The sequence below is a fragment of the Enterococcus pernyi genome, assembly GCF_045371165.1.
Classification (GTDB): Bacteria; Bacillota; Bacilli; order Lactobacillales; family Enterococcaceae; genus Enterococcus_B; species Enterococcus_B pernyi.
The window spans coordinates 203,077-228,084 of the sequence record NZ_JBIQDM010000004.1 but is presented as its reverse complement, the minus strand read 5'-3'; the positions used below and the strand labels follow the sequence as shown (position 1 = coordinate 228,084).

The 25,008-nt window shown below is 36.8% G+C and carries 21 protein-coding genes and 1 tRNA gene; 18 read left to right on the top strand and 4 right to left on the bottom strand.

Annotated features, from left to right (window positions below):
• Positions 1–3 precede the first annotated feature (3 nt).
• From ACH0AK_RS07140 to ACH0AK_RS07110, 7 genes are all read left to right on the top strand, one after another.
• Complete coding sequence (locus tag ACH0AK_RS07140) at positions 4–1,803, top strand: BppU family phage baseplate upper protein (protein ID WP_499796815.1); 1,800 nt, start codon at positions 4–6, stop codon at positions 1,801–1,803.
• Between the two features lie 60 nt (positions 1,804–1,863).
• Positions 1,864–3,483 (top strand): BppU family phage baseplate upper protein, encoded by a 1,620-nt coding sequence (locus ACH0AK_RS07135; RefSeq protein ID WP_499796814.1) that lies wholly within the window; start codon positions 1,864–1,866, stop codon positions 3,481–3,483.
• 32 nt (positions 3,484–3,515) lie between these two features.
• Complete coding sequence (locus ACH0AK_RS07130) at positions 3,516–3,749, top strand: hypothetical protein (protein ID WP_438844314.1); 234 nt, start codon at positions 3,516–3,518, stop codon at positions 3,747–3,749.
• A gap of 1 nt (position 3,750) precedes the next feature.
• Entirely contained in the window at positions 3,751–4,008 is a 258-nt protein-coding gene (locus ACH0AK_RS07125; RefSeq protein WP_499796813.1) for a holin, read from the top strand.
• A gap of 69 nt (positions 4,009–4,077) precedes the next feature.
• Positions 4,078–4,971, top strand: coding sequence for a peptidoglycan recognition protein family protein (locus ACH0AK_RS07120; protein ID WP_499796812.1), 894 nt, complete (start codon positions 4,078–4,080; stop codon positions 4,969–4,971).
• A gap of 65 nt (positions 4,972–5,036) precedes the next feature.
• Positions 5,037–5,110, top strand: a tRNA-Ile gene (locus tag ACH0AK_RS07115).
• 107 nt (positions 5,111–5,217) lie between these two features.
• Positions 5,218–6,765, top strand: coding sequence for a P-loop ATPase, Sll1717 family (locus ACH0AK_RS07110; RefSeq protein ID WP_499796811.1), 1,548 nt, complete (start codon positions 5,218–5,220; stop codon positions 6,763–6,765).
• A 1,012-nt stretch (positions 6,766–7,777) separates the two neighbouring features.
• Here the strand turns inward: ACH0AK_RS07110 and ACH0AK_RS07105 are convergent.
• Positions 7,778–8,035, bottom strand: coding sequence for a hypothetical protein (locus tag ACH0AK_RS07105; protein WP_010734286.1), 258 nt, complete (start codon positions 8,033–8,035; stop codon positions 7,778–7,780).
• Between the two features lie 560 nt (positions 8,036–8,595).
• On the opposite strand from ACH0AK_RS07105, the gene ACH0AK_RS07100 reads away from it, so the two are divergent.
• From ACH0AK_RS07100 to ACH0AK_RS07070, 7 genes are all read left to right on the top strand, one after another.
• Positions 8,596–8,790, top strand: a complete 195-nt coding sequence (locus ACH0AK_RS07100; RefSeq protein WP_010734287.1) for a hypothetical protein — start codon at positions 8,596–8,598, stop codon at positions 8,788–8,790.
• A 123-nt stretch (positions 8,791–8,913) separates the two neighbouring features.
• A complete protein-coding gene (locus ACH0AK_RS07095) occupies positions 8,914–9,264 on the top strand; it encodes a hypothetical protein (protein ID WP_010734288.1) in 351 nt (116 codons plus the stop codon).
• Positions 9,265–9,879: 615 nt separating this feature from the next.
• Positions 9,880–10,557: a TVP38/TMEM64 family protein gene (locus tag ACH0AK_RS07090; RefSeq protein ID WP_010734290.1), complete on the top strand. Its 678-nt coding sequence runs from the start codon at positions 9,880–9,882 to the stop codon at positions 10,555–10,557.
• 80 nt (positions 10,558–10,637) lie between these two features.
• Positions 10,638–11,852: an MFS transporter gene (locus tag ACH0AK_RS07085; protein ID WP_023520343.1), complete on the top strand. Its 1,215-nt coding sequence runs from the start codon at positions 10,638–10,640 to the stop codon at positions 11,850–11,852.
• A gap of 219 nt (positions 11,853–12,071) precedes the next feature.
• Complete coding sequence (nagB, locus tag ACH0AK_RS07080) at positions 12,072–12,773, top strand: glucosamine-6-phosphate deaminase (protein ID WP_023520342.1); 702 nt, start codon at positions 12,072–12,074, stop codon at positions 12,771–12,773.
• Between the two features lie 141 nt (positions 12,774–12,914).
• Positions 12,915–13,628 carry an MgtC/SapB family protein gene (locus ACH0AK_RS07075; RefSeq protein WP_010734293.1) on the top strand — a complete coding sequence of 238 codons (714 nt, stop codon included), beginning with the start codon at positions 12,915–12,917 and terminating at the stop codon, positions 13,626–13,628.
• A 107-nt stretch (positions 13,629–13,735) separates the two neighbouring features.
• Positions 13,736–14,872, top strand: coding sequence for an AI-2E family transporter (locus tag ACH0AK_RS07070; protein WP_499796810.1), 1,137 nt, complete (start codon positions 13,736–13,738; stop codon positions 14,870–14,872).
• Between the two features lie 63 nt (positions 14,873–14,935).
• Here ACH0AK_RS07070 and ACH0AK_RS07065 read toward each other — a convergent pair whose 3' ends face one another.
• The 3 genes from ACH0AK_RS07065 to ACH0AK_RS07055 form a co-directional block, all read right to left on the bottom strand.
• The gene (locus ACH0AK_RS07065; protein WP_226076179.1) at positions 14,936–16,723 is read right to left on the bottom strand and encodes a glycoside hydrolase family 35 protein; all 1,788 of its coding nucleotides are present in this window, start codon (positions 16,721–16,723) and stop codon (positions 14,936–14,938) included.
• Positions 16,724–16,735: 12 nt separating this feature from the next.
• Complete coding sequence (locus ACH0AK_RS07060) at positions 16,736–17,899, bottom strand: glycoside hydrolase family 88 protein (protein ID WP_226076176.1); 1,164 nt, start codon at positions 17,897–17,899, stop codon at positions 16,736–16,738.
• Between the two features lie 267 nt (positions 17,900–18,166).
• Positions 18,167–18,874 carry a GntR family transcriptional regulator gene (locus tag ACH0AK_RS07055; protein WP_023520339.1) on the bottom strand — a complete coding sequence of 236 codons (708 nt, stop codon included), beginning with the start codon at positions 18,872–18,874 and terminating at the stop codon, positions 18,167–18,169.
• Between the two features lie 216 nt (positions 18,875–19,090).
• Here ACH0AK_RS07055 and ACH0AK_RS07050 point away from each other — a divergent pair, with 216 nt between their 5' ends.
• The 4 genes from ACH0AK_RS07050 to hylB all read left to right on the top strand — a co-directional run bounded on the left by ACH0AK_RS07050 (position 19,091) and on the right by hylB (position 24,777).
• Positions 19,091–20,014, top strand: coding sequence for a PTS sugar transporter subunit IIAB (locus ACH0AK_RS07050; RefSeq protein ID WP_224434263.1), 924 nt, complete (start codon positions 19,091–19,093; stop codon positions 20,012–20,014).
• A 17-nt stretch (positions 20,015–20,031) separates the two neighbouring features.
• A complete protein-coding gene (locus tag ACH0AK_RS07045; RefSeq protein WP_010734299.1) occupies positions 20,032–20,829 on the top strand; it encodes a PTS mannose/fructose/sorbose/N-acetylgalactosamine transporter subunit IIC in 798 nt (265 codons plus the stop codon).
• Positions 20,822–21,622: a PTS system mannose/fructose/sorbose family transporter subunit IID gene (locus ACH0AK_RS07040; protein ID WP_226076237.1), complete on the top strand. Its 801-nt coding sequence runs from the start codon at positions 20,822–20,824 to the stop codon at positions 21,620–21,622. Before ACH0AK_RS07045 ends, ACH0AK_RS07040 begins: the two co-directional genes overlap by 8 nt.
• Positions 21,623–21,759: 137 nt before the next feature.
• A complete protein-coding gene (gene hylB / locus ACH0AK_RS07035; protein ID WP_499796809.1) occupies positions 21,760–24,777 on the top strand; it encodes a hyaluronate lyase HylB in 3,018 nt (1,005 codons plus the stop codon).
• Positions 24,778–25,008 lie beyond the last annotated feature (231 nt).

Genomic DNA, 25,008 nt, shown 5'->3' with positions numbered 1-25,008 from the left:
ATAATGAAATATGATCTATATTTAGACATCGCTAAAACGACAATTGACTATCGAGTAAACCCGATTATTTATGGACGCATAGGTGACAATGGAATGAATAATGTACGTGTCCATATCTTTAATAAGGGGCAACCTTTTAATTTAGCGAACACAACGATAAAGTTTGAAGGTATGACGCCCAGTGGTTCGAGAATCTCTAATACAGATGGCGTTTCTTCAATAGACGCTCCCTCAGGAAGATTTACCTACACATTTCCAAAAAATTGTTTTGATCATATTGGTTTTTATCATCTAGCTCATTTTTCTATCATTCAGCAGAATCAAAAAGCGACCACACAAGATTTTTCATTGCAAGTTTTAGGCACTGTTGACATGACAGCACCAGAAGCAGAATTAATTATCGTTGAATTCAATAAGTTGATTGAAGAAATCAGACAAATTCAAGAGAAAGAATTATCTTATGTAAGAGAAGCGTCCAAGGAAACGTTAGATGAGTTGAACACACAAGTCGAAGAGTTAATGAAGGAACCAGCTTGGGAACAACTGAAAGAAATATTAGATGATTTAGAAAAAATTCAACAAGAAATCCAGAGTTTGGAAATAGATAAAATCACAGAAGAAGTAGGAGATAGGATAAAAGATGATCTGATACAACGATTAGCGATAATCGACGCAGAAATAAATAATCTTGAAAAATTAATGCATTCCTATGAAAATAATATTCAACAAAAAGTAACACAAGCTGATCAAACAATAGATAAGAAAGTAACAGCTGCGAAAGAAGACTTAGCGAAAGAGTCAACTTCGATTAAAAATTCGTTAAATGATACGGCTACTAATGCAAAAAAAGAGATTGATGTAATAGCCAGTAATGCAGCAGACTCTTTAGAGAAAGTTCAAGACCAACTAGATGAGATTGAGAAAACAGCCTCTCAATTTCAGCGAGTAAAATTGACAGCTGATAATGGTCGATCATTAAGTCTAAATAATTTAACGCCGACGCCGACATCATATCTAATATTATCGAAATTTAGTGGAACGTTTTCCTTAAGTATAGAGGAATCTAAGTTGATGACAGACTATGATCAATTACCCGAAAACTTGAAAGAGAGTGGAATTATTGTTACTTCAGTTCCAGGTAAAGAAGCGGGGCAACAATCGGCGGATAGTATTCAATTTGTTTATTCGGACAAAGATATGCAGTTTGCAGCACGCAGATTGACATTAAAAGATGGAACAATTTCGCCTTGGATAGAGGAAATGAGGGCGGAGAATTATGTGAATACAGCGGAACCGCAAGAAATTAAAGGGAGGAAGAACTTCCTTGAACGCCCTTTACACAAAGGTAACAGCTTAGCCCAAGAAACCTTTGGTATTACGTTAAATGGTGGACGATTAGCAGGAGTGCCTGTTTCAAATGGCACTGTTTTAAATTGGGGTAGACCGTATGCTTATGATAATAATCGTTCCAAAAATAATAATTTTTTTTCATTATCTGAAGATACTAAAACCTTAACGATTTTAAAAGATTGTACACTCCAATTCACAGGGAAATTTACATGCCAAACGAACAATGCCAGCTATTATGCTTATCTTGGAATGCGTGTGAACGGAGCTAGTGACTGGCGTGTAGCTGGTATCGCTGGTTCATTAAATTGGCGGAATGATGTTGGATGGTTCATGGCAAGAAAATTTAATGCCGGCGATCGAGTAACGCTTGTGACAGAAACTAATTTTACGACCAGCTCAGTGAATGCATGGGGCGTTGATCAAGTATATATTAAAGAAGTTCTAACAGCATAAGGATAAATGTTGAGAAACGATAATAGGTTTTACAAAATAAGATTTGAAAGGAGATGTAAGATGGAAGAACTCTATATAACGAGTGAGATTACTCTAAATAAAACGACTGACGAACGTGTTTCTCCAATACCAACCAATACGGAATTTTTCACTTATGATCAACACGTGGCAAAAAAAGTGATCAACTTCCAATTAGAAGGAGAACCGCTGGACCTGTCTGAAACAAATGTTATTTTAGGCTTTTACTTTGTGAACGCTGATTGTTCATTTTTGTTAGAAAGTGCCGACGGATCGGTCGCAATTGAAGACGCTAAACAAGGTAAGGTAAGTGTAATGTTGCCCAACGATATGTACGCCTATTCTGGTCAGGTCTTGGTTTATGTTTATGTAGAATTTCATAATGGACAATCGCTGGATTACCCAGTGTTTAGCACTCAGTTTCAAGAATCATGGATTGATCAAAAGCTTGATGAGATGGCGTCGTTTTACGTGAAAAGATTTGAGGATCTACGCGAAGCTGTGAAAGAAGTTGTCGATAAATCAAATGAACAATTATTTCAATTACAGCAAAAAGTAGAAAAAATTGAAGATAAAGTAAATGAGACAAATCAAAAAATTGGTGAACTCGGAAAACTTAAAAAGATGTACTCAAACAGTATTGATTTTGGGAATTATGAATATTCAGGGAATGCCAATTTATTACCAAAGATTACAGCTGCTCATTTTACATCGGGAAATGGAGCTACAGTTGAAGATGGACCAGATGGCGAGATCATTTTCACATTGGACGGATCTGCGCAACTAACTAAATTTAATACAAGCATGCGCTTACCTGCTCTTCAAAATGGAAAGAGATACACAATTAGCGCCGAGATTATGTTACATGAAGGTTTAGAGGGTGATGCCAGTAATATTAGACTAACTACTAATTATTTGCCTGGAGGACAGGTCATGTTGGCTACAGCCAGACCTTCTCCAACCGCTACTAATAGCTGGCACACAATTAAAGGTACTCAAATAGTAACCTATGCTACGACACTGCCTCAACAATGGTATGTAGTCTTACAAGATGTTACAGCCTCGAGTCGAATTAAAGGGAAAATCTCTCTTCGAAATATAAAGGTAGAAGAAGGATCGATTGCTACACCTTATCAACCCAATCTACTTGTTGAACCGTATCAGATGTCGAAGATTTCCTTGAACGAAAATCTAGCAAACAAAGAACAAACTTTCCCGATAAGTAGTCGACAGTATTTAGTTTATTCTGCTGAAATGATTGAACCATTTATTGCTGACCAAACATATACCTTAACTTTGAAAGGGACCAAATTAGGTCCGCAATCATTTAGGGTATACACGACTGGTCCGAATAGTACCTCTAATATTGGGGACATGGAAATAGTAGAAGGAGTTGCGGATACTTGGCGACTGGCATTCACTCCTTCAGAAGTGAACTTGAATGGGAGTGTTTCCCCTAGTACGTTACAAATTTATCAGTTTCCTCAGGCTACAATGGGGCAAGCAACGATTGAATCATTAAAAATAGAAAAAGGTGATATAGCTACTCCAAATATTTCGGAATATAAATATTTTGGTGAAGGTTTGAAAGATAGTAGTAACCCAAATGATTATAGCTGGGATGTCACACCGGAATATATTAACGAACGTATTTCTGACTAATTTATTAGTTAAAAAAGAATAGGAGGGTACTTATGGAGGGAATTACAATCGGAGAATGGATCGCGATCCTAACACTCGGTGGATCGTTGATGGTGGGCGTGGCGAAATTTTATGCGATGTTCACGAAACTTGATCACACGTTAGGAAAGTTAGAAAAGACGATCATCCGGGTAGAAAAAAGCCAGGCTGAGTATGGCAATCGGCTTTCAATTATCGAAGAACAAATCAGATCTATTTTTAAGCAAATTGGAAAGGAGAGAAAATAAAATGACAGAAATCTTAGCTGCATCAAGTATTATTACACCACTAGTCGTAGGTGTCACAGGGTTAATCAAAACACAAATGAAGGATTACAAACTCTTACCTGTGATCAATGTGATTGCGGGTATTTTGTTAGGCTTTTTATACGCAGTGACCCTAGCACCACAAGATTTAGCGATCTACGCATGGGCCGGAGCTGTTTCAGGATTAGCCGCTGGTGGATTATTTGATTTAGGAAACAGTGTTATTCAGTCGGAAGAATGACAAATTAAGCAAAGGAAAAACACAGCCAAAGGGCTGTGTTTTTATATAAAAAATTAGGAGGAATTGATTATGACAAAAATTGTAGATTTAAGAGGCGATTCAAGAATTTTAGGACCAACCAATGCCAAAAGAAATGTTTCTCAAGTAACTAAAATTGCTCGTCATCATTCTGCAACATCTACTGGAGACGTTTGGGCGTTTCAGAACCATTGGAATGGCACATTAGGCTGGGGGACAGGTGGCTATCATGAAATCATTTTACGAGATGGTACCGTACAATGGTGCTACTTCGATAATGATGTGACAAATGGTGTGGGAGGACATAATACACCGACTTACCATATTTGCCTTGTTGGTAATGGTTCATTTACAGCTGAACAAGAAAAAGCATTTGAAGAACGAGCAAAAGCGGCCATGCAACGTTTTGGTTTATCCGTCAATGATGTATTAGGGCATAACGAATTTAGCGGTCATGCCTCGAATATCTGCCCAGGTATTAACATGAATACGGTTCGTGAACGATTACGAGCGGGGAATAACTTAACCCATGATCAAATTATTTTAGCGAGCCCACAAAAAACGAGTGGGAACTATGTAGGCAAGTTGGAAGTGTTTAACGAGCTAGTCTTAGGTACATTTCGGATTGCTGGGTGGTTAGTGCCAACCAATGGTGCAGCTTATTTAAATCAAGGATATGTCTTCTGGATGGATGCCGACAATCCGGATGTTGAAATTGGTCGTTGTAAATCAGCTGGTATTATTAGAGATGATGTGAATGCAGCATATGGATTACCTAGTGGCCTGCGATTTGGATTGGATGGCACACTAGATATCCGAAAATTTGCAGGGAAAAGAGTCTTTCCGATGTTACGACGAACAAACGATCCGAACGGAAATACGATCAATGGACAAACAGTCGACATTCGTTTTCCTGAGTATGTTTTGACTATTCCTAAACGATAAATCATAGACAAGTTTCGAACGGTATGAGATAATTTTTATGCCACCTAGTCAGGTAGGTGGCATACGTACCCTTAGCTCAGTTGGTTAGAGCAGACGGCTCATAACCGTCCGGTCGTAGGTTCGAGTCCTACAGGGTACATATTAATAGTGTTCATAAGAGCAATCTATTCCCAACGTAAATATTGTTTTTCTTTAAAAAAAATGATACGCTTTTTTCATTGGATAAGCTTAGGGAGTTGTTTTAAAGTGAAAATAAAAGATATTTACTTTGGTGACGTAGAAGGAAAAGATGAAGCATATGAAGCTAAGGAACGTAATTCATTTGAAAATATATTTTATAGAGGATTTCGTTCTTATGAAGATATGCTACTACCTTCAAAGTTTCTTGTAATTGGAAGAAAAGGGACAGGTAAGACGTTACTTGCTGAATATTTTAAAAATGAGCAAGAAAAAGTATTTAATTTAGTTAAAATTTTAGACGAATCTGAATTTGCTCTAAAGAAACTAGAAAAGTTTAACTATAAAGAAATTTCTGAACAGGAAATGATTATTTTTTGGGAATATTTTTTCTTATCAGAAATAGCTAATTTCCAATTTGAAAAATTGAATAAATGGTATTATTTAATATTTCCTTGTGTTAGAAAATTGAAAGAGATGATTAGAAATAAGCCATTTGATCTAAAAAGATTTCGAACAGAAGATAAAGATACATTAGCTACAAGTATTAATGCTGTTATGGGAATACAGTCATCAGTTGGTGGTGATACAGAATCAACTACGGAGCGATTAATAAGTAAAGATTTTGAAGAAAAAGAGTATTACAAAGAAATTAAAAATTACTTGAATTCAGTAAAGAAATGCAGTAAGTTACTCAAAAATAAAAAAATGTATTTAATATTTGATGATTTAGATGAATTAGAGATTTTTGCTGGAACAAATGAAGCTAAAATTACATTTATTCATAGTATGGTTAAAACAGTAAAAAGGATGAATGCAGAATTTAGAGATAAGAAAATAGAAATAAAGATATTTTTACTTATGCGACAAGATATGGCAGACGATTTAAACAAAAAAACTAATAACTTTAGTAAGACAGTTAATTCAAATTCAATACAATTGAATTGGGAATATGATTCTAAAATTGGGCTTTTAAAACAACCGTTGACTCAGATGATAATAAAAAAAGTTAAACAGTCAAGCAAAGATTTTTGTAACGCTAAAGATACAGATATTTATTACAGTACTTTTCCAGGAAAAGTTTCACGAAAAACTTTTATTAAATATTTGATAGACCATAGTTTTGGCAGACCGAGAGATTTTGTTATGTTATTAAACACAATAAAAGAAAAGTATGGAGAATTTGAAAAAATAAAACCTTCACATGTAACTAATTCTATTCCTGATTATTCAATAAAATTCTATAAAGAATTAGAGAATGAAATAAATAGAAGTCCTAATAAACCTCTATTAGTAGATGGTATTTTATTATTAAAAGATAATCAGTTGATTACGTTTACGTTAGAAGATTTAATAAGCACTTATGAAAAAAATCCCAATAGATATCCTGGAATAACAAATGCTTCGATGATAGAACATTCGATGAAAGAGCTGTATCGATATAATGTATTAGGAACCTCATCTAATGTTACAAATGAGAATAATGAGGAAGTTAGTGTAGTTGAATTTTATTATAGAAATAATGCTATATCCAATCCTGATCTCAGTAATTATATGTCAGTTCATTTTGCTTTAAGAAGTGCATTAAATGTAATTGCAAAAAAAAAGACCTCTTAAAAAGAGGTCTGATGGGCACCAAAGTCCCTAATTTGGTTTTAAACCTGGGCAAAATTTTCCCTAAAAATACTTCTTGAGTGTATTTTAGTTTAAAAATTAAAAGTTTACAAGTATTTTTTCTTTTGTTTTATTTTTTGTTAATAAAATTTAATAGGTGTAAATATAGTTAACTTTAGATTATCATTAGCAACAGGAATACTGATGTTGGCCAAATTACAATACTTCTTTTACCAACTCCAAATCAACCATTTTCACCACCTTCGGGTGGTATTTTTTATACCAGCTATAACGAAATTGAAAAATAACTTAATTACATATATTATAATTAAAGTGTGCTATATGATTGTATTCGCATGATCTTCTTCACATGTAGCGCAATATAATTCGCATAACCACAATCGATTAACACACCCATTCTTATATGTTTGATGCGAATTATTGTCTCTTGGGCTACTCGAAAGAGTAGCTTTTTTTGTAAAGAAAACATGACGCATTTTTTGAATACGTCATGTCAGTTTTACGTCGATAACGAAATGAAAAATGACCATACTTTGACCATACTTTTGGGAGGTCATTGATAATTATGAACAATGACCTTTTGCAGGTTTTCCTTTATTGTAAATAGATAAGGATTAATGGTGAATGTTGATGGGTTAGAAAAAAGTAACAGTTAAATAATTTTATTGATTTTTGATTGGCTAAAAACCTTATTGATTAAGGTTTTTAGCCTTTTTTTGTTTTTTGAAATGCTTTTTATTTCTAGTTCTAAACCGTAGCAACACAAGTAAAAACATAAAAACCATTTGACCATGAGGAGTTGCAGAAAAGAAAGGTGTTCATCAAGTATATTACTAAAACTTATTCGTAATTAGATATAGTTGGCGATAGATGACGGTAGCTAAAAGGAATTTGGGTACGTGTACAATCTTCTTGTAACTCAACTATTATCCAGACTCGTTCTGGTCGTTTTTTTGTATAAAAAAAACGACTCAAAATGAGTCGTTTAAACAGATTATTGTAATAGATCATTAATTTCTTTAAATTCTTTATCAAGTTCTTTTTCATCATATTTTTCGTATTTATCAGCTTCATGAAGAATTTTTTTGATTTCATGAATCGCCTTACGTTCAACTAACCATTTTTTTAGGTTGTGTTTTTTTTCTGGATTTTCAGATAACGTATCAAGTTCATTTAATTCTTTATCCAGTTTATTGACTGTAGCAACAATTTTGTCTAAAGCTTTTTCTTCTTTGTGTTCTAAATCTGACATTTATCTTCACGTCCTTTTTATTTGATAATTTAAGTATAGGACGTTGCCATAAATTCTTCAAAATAAAACCCTTATATATGCTTATTTGCATAAAGGAGTAGAAGAACTCAACAATTGATAGTTTATCCCCTCCATAGGATTATTTGATTGAAAAAGTGGTGGGTTTTTGAGCTATACTTTGGTGGAGTAACTAAAAATGATAGTAATTTTCATTAAAGCACAGAAACTATTAGTAATATTAAAAGCTTGATATTAAAGCGGTTGAAGTGAATAGAAGTCATCAATAATTATAAAATTATAATACAGGTAAAAGCTTATGCGCTAACCATCTTCGGATGGCATTTTTTATAACATATATAATTAAAACGAATAGAAAGCCTTGTTTTTATAGACTATAATTATGTTGTGGTGCATGATCTTCTATCCAACTTTTAGGACAAAAGGCTTGTTGTTGCAACCCTCAATTAGTCTCACCAGAGCTTCTGTGTTTTCTGCCACTTTTTCTCAGCTGCTTGAAAGAGTAGCCTTTACATAAATAATTTAACAAAGAAGGTATAGTTATGTATTATGTAGAAGTCCAAACGCGAGGAGTAAAAAATAAACAGTATGTTAAAACGGTACGCCATAATTATCCATTATTAGGATCATGGGAAGAGGCTGAACCATTTTCAAAAGAATGTGCATTGCAAATAAAGTCAATATTAGAACAAGAATTAACTTGTGGAAAAGCAAATATCACTATCATAGAAAAGTGAAAATGATTGAAACTTTAATCAGACAAAGCAATAGAAGGACAACACATGCTTAATTTTATAAAGGTTATCAGTGAGAAAGTGTGGATAGATAGACTTTAAAAATATATGTAAGAAGGGATAGGCATGACATATGAAGTTAAAGTCAGTAAAGAAATTCTGAATATATTTTCTGAGAATCAATCAAAAAGGTATCAAGAAATAATCTTATATAAAGTGAATGAGTATTTGACACACAACTTTTATCGAATCAAACTTGTTGTTACACCTGTAAAACAATCAATTTATGAAATGAAAATCCGCTTAGGAAAAGAAAATTTTCGAATTGCTTTTATGATAGAGGATAAAAAGGTACAAGTTTTTTATATTAGTCGAACGTTAAAAAAAGAATTATTTGATAAAGAAGTAAATAGATTTGTCCATCGATTCAATAAAAATCACAGAATTACTAAGTCTATGAAGAAAGTAGAGGCATAGTAAAATGAACATGATTTGTAAAAAGCAATTAAAGCAATTTTTGAAAAGAAAATTTAAATCGAAGGATTGTTTTAAGTTAAAAATTCTTACGTTCAAAAAAGATCGCTATTTACTTATCAGTTATGATCAAGAACGATATACAATAGTTGAAGAGGGATTCGAAAAGAGTAAGTATGAATTCGACTCTTCAGATGAAGCAATAAAAGCAGTGATGAAAATGGCAAATATTGAATTTAAACGTAGCTATAGACTTCATGTACAATAAATCCTCTGATAGTAAAGTCTGATGAATCGAAAAAATCCTCTTACGATGTAGAAAGAAATAGGAAATATTAATAAATGAAAAATTAGAAAGCCAGATATTAAAGCCACCAAGGTAAACTAAAAGTAGTGAATTATTGCAAAATAAAAGTAATTAAATCTTTTCTATTCATGATTATGAACCGAAACTTTAACATGAGTAGTTCCGGTATTTTTTGAGCGAATTGTATTGCCTTCAGCATGTTTAGAATAATAGTGATTGAAAGTCTGGTATTTTAAGTATCACGTTTGTTCTGTTTCCTCATCTAATGATACACTAACAGTGAGTAAGTCTGAGGAGGAGAAGAAGTCGCTATGAAAAAGCAATATATACGTAATACACTGATTGGTTTAGGATTACTGCTGATTTTGTTTGTTGGCTATCAACTTTATTTAGAGTATCGACCAGATATCCACTTATTGCTAGATCCACGGGCAAGTCGCAAAGAATGGATGCGAGAAATTCGTTCACACGGAGTATCTGCTGCGTTTATTTTGACGTTATTGATCAGTTTGATGTGTGCGGTGCCAGGTATTCCTACTTCTGTGATCGGTGTGGTCGTCGGCCTAAGTTATGGTCCATTTCTAGGAACAGTTATCAATGTAACAGGCAATGCACTTGGAAATATCTTATCGATCGTTTTGATGCAACATTTATCCTTTATGGATCATAGTAAAAAAGAGAATCGTTGGGTCAAAGCAATACGTCGGATGAAGCATCCAAAAATAGGAGTCATGATCGGCTATATGGTACCGGTGATTCCGTCTTCTGTCGTGAACTTTGCCGCAACCTCCTTAAATCTTTCGGTTCGTGAGTTATTATTATCGATCCTTATCGGCGTAGTGCCATCTTCCCTTTTATATGCGTGTGGCGGAGAAGCATTGTTTCATGGGGAACATATAAAAGCACTTGTTTTGGTCGCTAGTGTGTTAGTTTTAACAGTATTGGTGGTCATTATCTATCGAGATCGAAGAAAACATTTAGTTAAATAACTTTATTTATTTTATTTGAGCCTCCCTGTTTTCAATTATTCTAAGAAGTTGTAAACTAAGAAAGGAAATGGGGGAATCCGATGGAAATGAATAAGCAAACACCGCTTTCGAAATCATTGATTTTATTATTAGCGATCACCTGTGGAGTAGTCGTCGCAAATATGTATTATATCCAACCAATTGGCACAAAAGTAGCGGCAAATTTATCAGTCAATACGAGTGCTGTGGGTTTGTTGACGATGCTGACTCAGTTAGGCTATGCATTAGGATTATTATTTTTAGTTCCATTAGGGGATGTTGTCGATCGACCTAAATTGATCATTCGCATGGCGGGATTATCTGCACTATCCTTATTAGCAGCCTTTTTCGCACCAAACTTTGCTCTATTTGCAGTTGCTTCTTTCTTGATTGGTCTACTATCGATCGTTCCGCAAATCATTATTCCTTACGGCGCCGTACTTGCAGGACCAGCAGCGCGAGGAAAAACCATGGGGATCTTATTGAGTGGTTTACTAATGGGCATCTTGCTCTCTCGAACTGTTTCAGGACTTCTTGCCAGTTGGTTTTCTTGGCGTAGTGTTTACCTATTTGCCCTTTGCCTAGTTGGAGCGCTCACTGTGCTACTCTATTTAAAATTACCGAGAACACAAGGAACGTTGGAAAAAGAGTCAACAGTCTCTTATCTTGCTTCACTAAAAAGCTTACCGAAACTCGTCAAAGAGCAACGATTGTTGCGTGAAGCTGCAATCAATGGCTTTTTTATGTTTGGAACGTTTTCGCTTTTTTGGTCAACGCTGATCTTTTATATCAGTAGTCCAGCCTATGGTTGGGGAACTTTTGAAGCAGGGATCTTGGCAATCTTTGGTTTGTCGGGAGCAGTAGCTGCGCCGATCGTGGGCCGCTTGGCGGATAGTTATTCAGAAAGAAGAATCGTTGGCATGGGCTTAGTGATGCAGACAATCAGTTTCCTAGCCTTATTCATTGCTGGTGATTATGTTGCTGTCCTATTAGTTGCAATCATTTTATTAGATGTTGGGAACCAGTTCGGGCAAGTAGCGAATCAAAGCAGAGTACAAGGTCTTGGCGAAGCAACAAGTAACCGCAACAACACGATTTTTATGTTTATGTACTTTATCGGTGGAGCAACAGGCTCTTTATTAGGCTCAATGATGTGGCAGCATTATGGTTGGGTAGGTGTGACTGTTACGGGACTGATTTTCCAATTGTGCGCGTTTATTTTTCAATACTATTTCTCTACTCGCAGAAAAAACATCCAACAATCACTAGATTCCTAAATAGGAATAAGGCTAGTACTATGAATTGACAAAAAAACTATGAAAGCCATTAGAGATGGATGACTTTTATAGTTTTTTTTGATTCTGGAACTTTTAGTTACGTTTTGATGAAATCAATAATATTTTGATAATTATGGCATATTTGGTCTATACAGATATTGTCATTTTGAAATAAAGGTGCTATAATTGGGCTATACCAAAACAAAAGGAGTAATCGTTATGGAAATCATTCGTGTGAAAAATGCTGAAGAAGGCGGAAAAAAAGCTTTTGAGATAATTAAAAATGGAATGGAAAATGGTGCGAAAGTTCTAGGTTTAGCAACAGGGAGTACGCCAATCACTTTATATAAAGAAATGACTTCAAGCGACATGGATTTCAGTAACATGACTTCTGTTAACTTGGATGAGTATGTTGGATTAGGTGGCTCAGATGATCAAAGCTACCGCCATTTTATGAATGTTGAATTATTTGACAAGAAACCATTTAAAGAAACATTCGTACCTGATGGAAAAGCAGCTGATTTAGATCAAGCTTGTCAATCCTACGACCAAATCATTGAAGAACATCCAATCGATATCCAAATTTTAGGGATCGGTCAAAACGGTCACATCGGTTTTAATGAGCCTGGTGCTCCATTTGATGGAAAAACAAGTGTTGTCGATTTAACTGAATCAACAATCAATGCCAATAAACGTTTCTTTGATAAAGTGGAAGACGTCCCAACGAAAGCAGTTTCTATGGGAATCGGCTCAATTCTAAACGGTAAAAAAATCGTCTTGATGGCTTATGGCGAAAGTAAAGCAGAAGCAATCAAAGGAATGATCAACGGACCTGTTACCACAGATATGCCAGCAAGTGCTTTGCAAAATCATGATGACGTGATAGTCATTGTTGATGAAGCAGCAGCAAGCAAATTATAATAGAAAAGATTTCAGTCACTGGAGATCATCTGGTTTTTATCAGATGATCTGGCACAGTGGCTTTTTTTTAGGTCATAAAAAATAGTTATATTTTGTTTGTTTTTTTTAGTCGTGCTATATTTGATAGGAGGGGGGATATTCATGGAGGATATGGTTTTATCCATACCAGAAATTATTATACGATTGAGTATCGCATTGCTTTTTGGCGGAGCAATTGGTTTTGAGCGACAATATAAAAACCGTCCAGCAGGGATGCGTACACATATTTTGGTTTGTATGGGGGCTTGTATTATTGCCTTGATCCAAGTGGAAATTGCCAGTGGTGCGTTGAGAAATGCATTAGAGTATCCTGAATTAGTTGGGACCCTCCGTTCAGATGAAGCTCGCTTGATTGCACAAGTTGTCAGTGGCGTCGGCTTTTTAGGAGCAGGTACGATCATTGTTACGAAACAATCAGTGACTGGGTTAACGACCGCAGCCTCACTTTGGGCAATCGCAGGATTGGGTATTGCAATCGGAATGGGTTTTTATGCCATTGCACTCACTAGTTTCGTCGGTATTGTGTTTGCATTGACTGTAGTGAAGCGCATCATCCATGTACCAACAACGAAAAAATTAGTGATCCAATTTATTCATCGAAAAGAAACCAAGGATTTCTTGAATGATTATTTTGAAAAAAGAAACATTACGATCGAGGATGTCAATTTTGATGTAAAATTTGTGGATGATTACCGTATTTATAAAAATGTTTATACGATCGATTTACCAAAAGGATTGACGTATGCAGAAGTGATCGAAGAATTATCCACGTATAAAAATATTACTAACTTACATCTGGTTAGTTTATCTACCTAAGTAACCACTTTTTTTAAATAACAAGAAATAAAAGAAAAAATAGCGCTTTACCGATGAATAAATGATAAAATAAGAGTATCTGTAAGCATGAAATTTGGAGGATATCTATGTATTCAAGGTTCAAAGAGTCAAAATTGTTATTTTGGACAGTGGAATTAGTCTTAACGATTATTGGCGTTTTCTTTATTTTACGTATGCCAAATGTGTTTCACCCGATTTTAAGAATGGCATCTGCAATCATTATGCCGTTGATCATTGCTGGATTTTTCTATTACATGTTTAATCCAGTTGTCTTGTTTTTAGAAAAACATCGAGTACCACGCGTGTTGGGCTATCTATTGACATTGATCTTTTTATTAGTGATCGTCTTTTTGACCATCATGAACATCTTGCCTCAATTGGTTGATCAAGCAGTGCAATTAACCAGAAGTATCCCTGCATATGCAGACGAAACAAGTCGTTGGTTGACTGAGATCATGCAAAGAGAAGAGTTTCGTTCATTGAATCTAGAAGAACAGTTTGCGTCTGCCAACTTGTCGTTGAGCAACTTGTTCAATATCTTGTTGGTTAGTCTGACAGGGAGCGTTTCAAGAATTCTTTCTTTTATGATGCAATTCTTTATTTTATTGTTTACTGTCCCATTCATCTTATTATTTATGTTCAAAGATGGACATAAATTTATCGATGCGTTATCGCCTTTCTTTCCTCAAGCAATTCGAGGAGAATTACGCCAAACGGTCAGAGAGTTGAATGAAACACTATCTGCTTATATCAGTAGCACGATTGTGGATGCAGTGATCATTGGCGTGATGAGTTTTATTGCAATGACGATTTTCAAGCAGCCGTATAGTTTGTTGCTGGCAGTCGTTTGCGGAGTGACGAATATCATACCGTACGTTGGCCCTTTTATTGGTGCAGTACCAGCTATTATTGTCGGACTGTTTATTTCGCCATTTCAAGCACTCTACATGGCGTTATCCATTCTTGTTATCCAACAATTGGATGGCAATGTGATCAAGCCATTACTCTTCGGAAAAACAATGAACATTCATCCACTAACGATCATTTTAGTATTGATCGGTGCAGGAAGTGTTGCTGGCATCATGGGAATGTTGATCTGTATCCCTGTGTATGCGGTGATCAAAACATTAGTATTGAATATTCGTAAGATTTATTTATTGCGGAAGTTTGAACAAGTTCCAGCAGAAGAACAACCCAAGAAAATTGAATTAGAACATGAATAACTGTCAACGAAAAGAGACGAGGGTCATCAGATGATGACCCTCGTCTTTGTTTAGTTATCATTATCAAACACTTTGCTCAACTTTCGGTTCTGCGAGAAAATCTAAAGAGTGGATCTCGACGCCTTCTGTTTCGAAAATCACCACTTCATTTTCCCCTTTTTTAAGGAAATCTTTTGGACAATAAAGTGAATAGATCGGTCCACGATTCCAATAGCGGCCAAGGTTGATCCCATTGACAAAAATCACTCCTTTACCATAGTTGGAACAATCGATATACGTATCTATCGGCTCGGCTACATCAAATGATACGTGATAAAACGAAGGATGAGCTGGATTTTTGCCAGCTTGATAGTCGATCAGCTGAAGTTGCTCGGCTGATAGTGGCAAAGGATAATGTAGATAGCCTTGATGGAAATGGATATCTTGCATGATTCCGCCACGAATCCCTTTTGTTTGGGTCGGGTTATTCAATTTTGAGCCATAATTGACTCTTCCATGATTTTCTACTAGTACATCTAATTGGATTTCTTCATTTTCTGTCTTTCCTTGGATCATGAACTCTTCACCGATCGTTGTTTGGTCTTGCGTCAATTGATAGGTTTCGTCCACATAAACAGAAACTCGATCACTTGCTTCGATGATCCGCACTTTGTTTTCATGGTGATAGTTTTTCAATGCCAAAGAATATAAGACGTAACCATACCCATTACTGACTTGTTCCATCGTCATAGGATATGCGGTAGGTACCGCTTTTGCTAGTGTTTCTTTTGTGTTTAGTAAAGAAACGCTAGTATCAATTGGGTAACTACCAAGAGACTCTAATTGTTTTGTACGTGGTTCTGCTTGCCATACGTCGGGGTAAACTTCTTTGATTGCTTGTTGGACAGCATAATATTTTTCTGTAGGTTCACCCGTTTCAGTGAGTAACGCATCGTAGTCATAGCTTGTCAATTGTGGTAAATCGGTATTTCCACGTGCGGAACAGCCATTATAAAAACCAAAATTGGTGCCTCCATGGAACATGTACAGATTCAAAGAACCGACTTCTAACATATCTTTGACTTCATTCGCTAGGTCTTGAGCATCTCGTTTGATGATCGGCTCGCCCCAGCGATTAAACCAACCATCCCAATATTCCATACACATCAAGGGCCATTTTTTCCCATGTTTCTCAAAAAAGGTTTGCAAGACCGCACTATTCTCTTTAGAATGACTACCAAAATTACCAGTGACGAATACATCATCTTCAATCAGCGTTCCAGCATCCAATACTTCATTCCAAGCGCCATCGGAAGTAAATAGAGGAACAGTGATGCCGGCATTCTCTAGTAGTTGTTTCGTTTCACGTAGATACGCTTTTTCCATCCCATAAGAACCATATTCATTCTCGATTTGGATCATGATAACAGGGCCACCGTTTGAAATTTGTAAAGGGAGGATCTTGGGCAGTAAGACATCATAGTATTTTTTGACTTTTGTCATAAATCGTTCATCCGTCGACCGCAAACGAATACCTGGTTCTTTTAACAACCAAGCGGGTAGACCGCCAAACTCCCATTCTGCACAAATATATACAGAAGGGCGTAAAATGACCATCAAGCTAAGTTGTTGAGCAAGTGCAACAAAAGCAGTGAAATCATTCATTCCTTCGAAGTTGAATTGTCCTTCTTTGGGTTCATGGATATTCCAAGGGATATAGGTTTCGACAGTATTTGCGCCTAATGCTTTCAAGTTATATAAGCTATCTTCCCATTGCGATTGAGGAAGACGGAAATAGTGGATGGCGCCACTGATCAATTTAATTGGCTGCCCATCTAAAAGAAAGTCTTCTTTTATTTCAAAAGTTTGCATGTTGGTTTCTCCTTACCAATATTTTTTCCACGAGGGTTTTGCTAAACGCATCAGAGCTTCTAGATAGAAATAATCGCCCCAAAGATTAGGTTCATCGATTCCTTTACCTTCTGCATGGGCATATACGCCATGTAGTAATAGACCTTCATTATCAGGTTCGGACAAAGATGTGTAATGTTCGCCTAATTGGTAGAGCATTCCTTTCGCTAATTCTTCAGACTGAGGATACGCTTCCATATTTGCGGCTTCTAATAATCCACAGGCGGTGATCGCTAAGGCTGAACTATCTTTGTCAGAAGGATGTTCATCTGTGAAATCAAAATCCCAATAAGGAACAAGGTCTTCTGGCAAATGTGCCAAAAAGACATCCACGATTGCTTCATAATTTGTAGGTAAAGACGAAGTTTTTAAATAACTTTCATTTAAAGGAATCCCAAGAACAGCCCAACTTTGGCCACGTGCCCAAATCGACTCATCGCTATTTCCCTGATGTGTGGCACCGTGAGTTGGTGTACCGGTTGAAGGATCAAAATAATACGTATGGAAAGTTGTTGCGTTTTCTCTAACAACGGTACGTAACACTGTTTCGTAATGTTTCTTTGCTACTTCTTGATAATGATCATTACCTGAAATCTCAGAAGTTTGGAACAATAAAGGTAAGTTGATCAATGAATCGATGATCAAGCGATATTCTTTTGGATCGCCATACGCGCCCCAGGCTTGGATAAATTGTCCTTTTTCTTGAAAACGTGCAAGTAAGACATCTGCGGCTTGAAGCAATTCTTCTTTGCATAATAAGCTGTTGGTTAACCGATAGCCTGCACCAGCAGATAAACTATATAAGAAACCAATATCATGATGATCTAATACGTGATGTGTGGTTAAACGCTCTTTGAAACTATGGATATTTTCCATGGCACGTACGAGAAATTTCTCTTTACCAGTCCATTCATAAGCCAACCATAACATGCCAGTCCAAAAGCCATTCGTCCAGTCATCATTAGGTTTGATCCGATAGATCCCATTTGTTGCGCAAGCCGACGGAAAATCTAGACCGTAGCGTGTCATATTATGTTCGATTTTTTGGCAACACCAATCAATTTGCTTCGCTAGCCAGGCGCTATCGACAGACTGACTTATGGAAATAAGGGAATCTTTTGTTTGTTGTAATCCCATCATACCACTCCTCTTAATTTATTAACATATTAACTTTAAACTAGTATAACCTAAATAATCAGAAAAAGCGAATGGCAAAATAAAAAAACAGAAAGATCGGAAAATAAATAACTTTATTTATTTTTTAAAGTAAGTAACTCCGATCATGGATAGATATATATAGTTAAGAAGGAATCCACAAAACGTTCAAAGAACGGTCTGATGGATTCCTTCTGGTTTTGCTTATTTAATTCAATGGGTGCGAAATTACGGCTATTACCGTTCTACTTATTCTGCTTCTACTTCGATTTTTGTTTTGAAATATTTCCAGTGCTTATAACTAATGATATATTCGGCTACGCTTCGATCGGCAAGAAAAGAATGCTTGACTTGTTTGACGACTGGTTCGCGAAAGCTTAACTTTAACAAGTTCAATAATTCTGGATCATCGGGAAAGACAATTTCATTCGTCTCAACAGATGAAAGAGAGAAGAGGTCGATCCCAAAATCTTTTCTCACTCTCTCGTAGATACTGGAGTATTGAGATAAGTCTTTACTAATAGGTTCCTTGACCAAACGTTTTGGCAGATGAGTGATATGCACAAGGAAAGGGATATCCTCAAAATATCGCACTCGTTTGATGCGATAATAAGAACCATTTTTTGGTAGTCCAAGTTCTTCTAAAATTTCAGGTTCTTGCGCTTCTTCTATCGAAACGACCTTGACCTTCTCTTTATCTAATGAATGTAATTCGATATCTGAGAATTTGACTGATTGAGAGACTTTTGATTTAGAAACAAAGGTCCCTTTCCCTTGGACGCGATAGAGATAGCCAGCGGTTGTAAGCTCATTCAATGCTTTAACGGCTGTGATCGAGCTGACAGAATATTTTTTCTTGATATCTGCTTCTGAGTAAAACTTATCTCCAGGAACAAATAAATGATTTTTGATTTCAGCTAATAATTCTTGCTTAATTTGTTCATATTTGGGAATCACCACATGAGACCTCCTTTTTTTGCGGTATTCAATTAATCTTACCATAACATGTTAACTTGTTTGTGGCAATGGATTAATTTTGGATCTAAATTTTTTAAGAAAAAATATAATATGTTAAGATGTTAGGTTTACGTTTGAGTTGATATGTGATATAGTGTACGTAATCAATAGCTAACATGTTAAGTAGCTTAGATGTTTATTTAAGGGGGAAGAGAGATGAGAAATATCTTATTGGTCAGTCATGGTAGCATGGCCGATGGAGTCAAAGCCAGTTTAGAGATGATCGTTGGCGTGCAAGAACATGTCTACACACTTTCTTTAAGACCAGATGGCGATAATTTACAATTTGAACATGAATTAACTGAGAAAATGAAAGCCCTTAACGGTTCGACCTTGATTATTGCAGATCTGCTAGGTGGGACACCATGTAACACAGCGCTAAAAAATTACCTAGAAGATGAAGAAGTTACAATTATTGCTGGGATGTCTTTACCTTTAGTCATGGAAGCGACCCTTAATCCACAAGCAACGATCGAGGCGTTGATCGATTTGGCACGCGGGGGTATCGTAGATGTCAAAAACAAGATGATCGCAACGGAAGCGGAAGAAACGCAAGCCGCAGAGGGAGATCTAGCACAATATAAGGAATTTAAAGGCAAAGCGAATATTGTCAATGTAAGGATTGATGAACGCTTGATTCATGGTCAAGTTGCAGGAATTTGGTCCACAAGTTTGAATACACAACGGATCATCGTGATCAATGATGAGGCAGCAATGGATTCTTTACAAAAATCTTCATTAAGAATGGCAGCGCCTACATCTATGCGGCTATCCGTTTTAACTGTTGCTGCGGCGGCAAAAAATGTTCAATCTGGCAAATATGGCAAGCAACGTATTTTTTTACTTTTTAAAAATCCAACAGATGTCTTGCGGTATTTAGAAGCGGGCGGTGAGCTGGCTGCAATTAATGTAGGAAACATGAGTCATAAAGAAGGTGCGAGAGAAATCACGAAAAGCATCAAGGTCATGAAAGAAGAAGAAGCAGTGTTTGAAGCAATCGCAGCCAAAGACATAAAAGTGACCGCTCAACTGGTACCAAATGATCCAGTCATCGATTTTATGGAAAAACTAAGAAAGTGATTTAGGAGGAAATAATCATGCAACATTTAGCCATGTATCAAATTATTCTTATTACAGTTTATGCTTTTATTGCAATCAATGATTCACTTATTTCAAATACGTTGACACAACCAGCCATTGCGGGAATGATCTCCGGGATGATCATGGGAGATTTAGAAACTGGCTTGATGGTAGGGGGAACCCTTCAATTGATGCGTTTAGGGATTGCGGCTTTTGGAGGTGCATCTGTACCCGACTTCTTTACTGGCGCTGTATTAGGAACGGCGTTTGCTGTTATTTCTGGTAAAGGGGCGGAATATGGGATCGGTCTAGCTGTACCAGTATCATTACTGATGCTACAGCTTGATGTCGTTGCTCGCTTCTGTAATGTCTTTTTGCTTCACCGTGTCGATCGTGCGATTGAAGATATGCGTATCAACAGTATCCCACGGTTAGTATTATCTGGTTCATTCCTATGGGGGCTTTCTCGAGCAATCCCGATCTTATTGATGTTACTAGTCGGTGATGCGGCAGTTTCAACAATCACAGAAAATACACCTGAATGGTTGATGAATGGATTGCGTACAGCAGGTGGCGTACTACCAGTTGTCGGTGTGGCCATCCTTTTACATTATTTACCAGCAAAACAGTATATTCCTTACTTACTTTTAGGTTTCTTCTTATCAGCATATCTACAAGTACCAATGCTTGGTATTTCAATCGTTGGTGTTATTGCTGCATTGTTAGTATTCAAACGAGATAACGAAAAAGAAGCAACTGCTCAAACAGTGACAACCACTGGAACACTTGAAGGAGGTTTTGATGGCGATGAGTAATCAAAAGTTAACGAAAAAAGAATTGAATGTCATCAGTTGGCGCTATATCCTTGGTAGCCAATTGAATTGGAACTATGAGCGTATGATGAGTACCGGTTATCTCTATGGTATTTTACCTGTACTGAAAAAATTCTATGGGGAAGACAAATCACAATTACAAGATATGATGAATACTCATAATCAATTTTTCAATACGAATGCAATTTTTGGGAACTTGATCATGGGGATCGATGTGGCAATTGAAGAAGAAGATGGTTACAAAGCAAAAGATACGATTGTCGCGTTGAAAACAGCGTTGATGGGTTCATTGGCAGGGGTAGGCGATTCATTATTCCATGTCATCTGGGGAACGATTTTTGGTTCAATCGCAGGTACATTGGCACAAAGCGGATCAGTCGTTGGCTGTGTGATCTGGATCATTGCCAATATCGCTTTACTTTTTGGACGAGCAGCATTATTACCACTTGGCTATAAGCAAGGAGTTAAATTAGTTACGACTCTGAAAAATAAACTAACAGCATTCACCAACGCAGCAACTGTTTTAGGGATCACAGTTATTGGTGCCTTGGTTCCGTCAGTTATCAAAGCAACGGTTCCTTTCGTTTACAAACAAAATGGGGTGGAGTTAGTTGTTCAAGATACATTAGATGCGATCTTACCTTCATTAGTACCGGTTTTATTAGTCTTATTGACTTACTGGATGTTAGGTCAGAAGAAATTGAATTCAACTCGCGTGATCTGGATCATTTTGATTCTTTCGATTGCATTAAGTGCTGCCGGGATCTTAGCTTAAATGATTCATAAAAAATGAATGAAGTGATCGCAAGGTCGTGATCCGATCTGCAAGAAAGAATCGTTCGAAATAAGAATGCGCCTTTCTTGCAGATTTTTTTAGTTCAAAAAATATCTATAATCAAAAAGGAGAACAAAATGAAGCGTTGGTCAACAAAATTAGTGGTGACATTAGGGTGTAGTTTATTCGTTGGTATTGGGTTAAGGTACAGTCAACAAGTCGGTGCAGAAGGAACACAGACTGACATGCAAAAAAATACGACATCAGGGAACTATGAGTCAGATTTTTCGCAGCATTTGGGTACTTGGCAAGACATTGTTGGAAAAGCAGATAAATATACCAACGAGAATGGGTTACAGATCGCAAACCAGAAAGTCAATCAACAATTTGAGTCTGTGTCGTTATTATTAGATGCAGGTGTCCGTAGCTCAGGTGATCTAGAATACACGTTTCTATATGAGGGACAGACCAATTTTGGACTAGTTTTTCGAGGAAACGATCAGACGACATCGAACTGGCAATCGTTTGCCTATATGCGCGATGGTGAATGGCAATTGGGGCAGCCTGGGGGGAAATGGTTGACAGCCATCAAAGGTCCTACACTGATTTCAGGACAAACCTATAAATTGTTACTAAGATATGAAGGAACATCGTTCCAAGCATATTTGAACGACCGTTTGTTGTATGAAAATCAAGAAGTTCTTTATTCTGATGGGACAACGATCAATGGGGACTGGTCAGGTTATTCAGGGATTCGGTTATTTGGGAATGAGAGTAAATTAACTATTTATTCCATGCGTAGTGGAGCGGTCAATAGTCTGCAAGTGGAAGAACCGACAGAAGAATTTCAAACAATGAAAGCAAACTGGAAAGATCAACTTGTGTCAACAACGACCGATTTAGCTAATCCAGCGATTGCCAATTATGTAAACGCTCTTTCTGACGAAGCAGAAAAACTTTACGAGACAATGAATCAAGATCCTGACCGCACGTATCTGTGGCCATTAGAATCTGGGAATACCGCTTCGGCAGATTTAACCACGCAATTTACAAAGTTGCAAAAACTAGCGTTAGCATATGGAACGAATGGGACAAGTTTTTATCAAGATGAAGTCATCAGTCAAGCGATTCAAAGTGGATTAGATTTTATGATCACAAAAAAAGGCTATGATGGAACAAAGTATCATGGCAATTGGTGGGATTGGCAAATCGGAGTAGCTCAAAAATTTGTGGCAATTTTGATGGTGCTGGATGAAGACGTACCAGAGGAGAAACTTCAAGAGTATACGGCTGTGTTGAGTAGATATGTACCCGATCCATTTAAACAACTCTACACAAAACCACAAGGAACTTTTGTCGCGCTTGATTTTATACCAAATTTTTCAACAACTGGTGCGAATCGCACAGATTTAGCGCAAACTGTCTTAGGACTAGGTCTCTTACAAAATGACCCAGCAAAAGTCACACAAGCAGTTGAAAGTATTACTGATGTCTTCGAACTAGTGACACATGGAGATGGATTTTATCAAGATGGTTCATTTATCCAGCATGAAACGATCCCTTATACAGGCTCTTATGGCAATGTACTAGTCAAAGGCGTAGGCCAAATTTTATCGATCGTCAAAGAATCTCGCTATACGTTGACAGCTGATCAAATAAAGTCCTTTGTTGATAACGTACAATCGGCATTTATCCCATTAGTGTATCAAGGTGAAATGTTGCCTTTAGTCAATGGTCGTTCCATTTCTCGAGTACCAGCAGCGACAAAAACGGGTTACGGATCGACAACGATGTACAATTTAATGATCGTGGCGAAATTTGCACCTGAAACACAGCAAAAAGCTTTACAAGAAGCAGTGAAATATTGGATGTTGTCTAATCCTAACTATTATTTGACAAATACGAGAGATTACAATGATTTGATGATGACAACGGAGCTATTGGCTAATACCACGGTGATGGGTAAGCAACTACCGTTCATCGGAACAAAGATGTACCATGCAATGGATCGGTTTGTCCAACGAACAGAGAGTTACCATTTAGGATTAAGCATGTATTCGAAGCGAATCTCTTCATTTGAAGCAGGAAATCTGGAAAATCAACGAGGCTGGCATACGTCTGACGGGATGATCTATCTTTACAATGATGACCAAGTCCAATTCGGTCCGAGTTATTGGCCAACAATCGATCCTTATCGTTTACCTGGTACGACCATCGATACAGTACCTTTAGCAGATGAAATTTCAGCATTTACTACAGTGACTTCAAATGAAACATGGGTAGGCGGTGCCGTTGCTGGAGATCAAGGTGTAGTAGGAATGGCTCTTAACAAAGAAGGAACAAAGAATAATGGAACGACCTTACCGATGAATGTACAAGGGAAGAAGTCATGGTTTACATTGGATGGGCAAATCATTGCCTTAGGTGCCGGTATTACAGGAGATACAACTGTTTCAATCGAAACAATTGTCGATAATCGTTTATTAAATGATTCGTATACGTATCAAGTACTTTCGGATACAGGAATGATTGATCAGTCACAACAAACGAAGGAGACATCTTGGTTATTGTTAGAATCAGATCATCAACATGCGTCGATCGGTTATTATTTCCCACAAAAGGAAACAGTCGATGTGATCAGTGAGACACGTACAGGTACTTATCGAGAAATCAATGAAGCATTTCCTAGTGATACACCCTATACAGGTGACTACCGCACCTTCTCAATCAATCATGGACAGCAACCAAAAGATGCAGAATATGCTTATGTGATGTTGCCCGGCAAGACTCAATCGGAATTAGCAGATTATGCAGCAAAACAGCCAGTTGCGATTTTGCAAAATACCAAAGAAATCCAAGCAGTCGAAGTGAAAACCTCTGGTTACTTAGGCATCAATTTTTGGCAAGAACAAGGCGGAGAAATGGTAGGGATCAAAACGAATAAACCAATTTCTTTACTAAAACAAACGAAGGCAGAACAAACAGTTTATACAATTGCCAATCCAACGCAACAAACTGAACCAGTAACACTTACTTTACCAAGTGATTTTACTGACGTGGTGTCTACGAGTGAAGGGATTGTCTATGATAGTCAAACCAATACGTTTACCATTGATTTCGGTCAATTCGAAAGCAAAGAGATCGTTGTCAAATAGCTCTACCTTTCTAGGTCATAATCAAACACAGATCAATTGAAAAAAACAGAAGCTTCCCAAACGTTTTCTTATTGGAGGAGCTTTTGTTTTTTTTATAAAGTACGCTCTTTCTTAAGCCCAATTGAGATCGCCGATGTCTGCATAAGAAAAGATCGCTAATGGAACACGAGAAAATCACTCATGGTCCATTAGCGAAGCTGTATTTTTAATATTTCAGTACATATTCCTTAT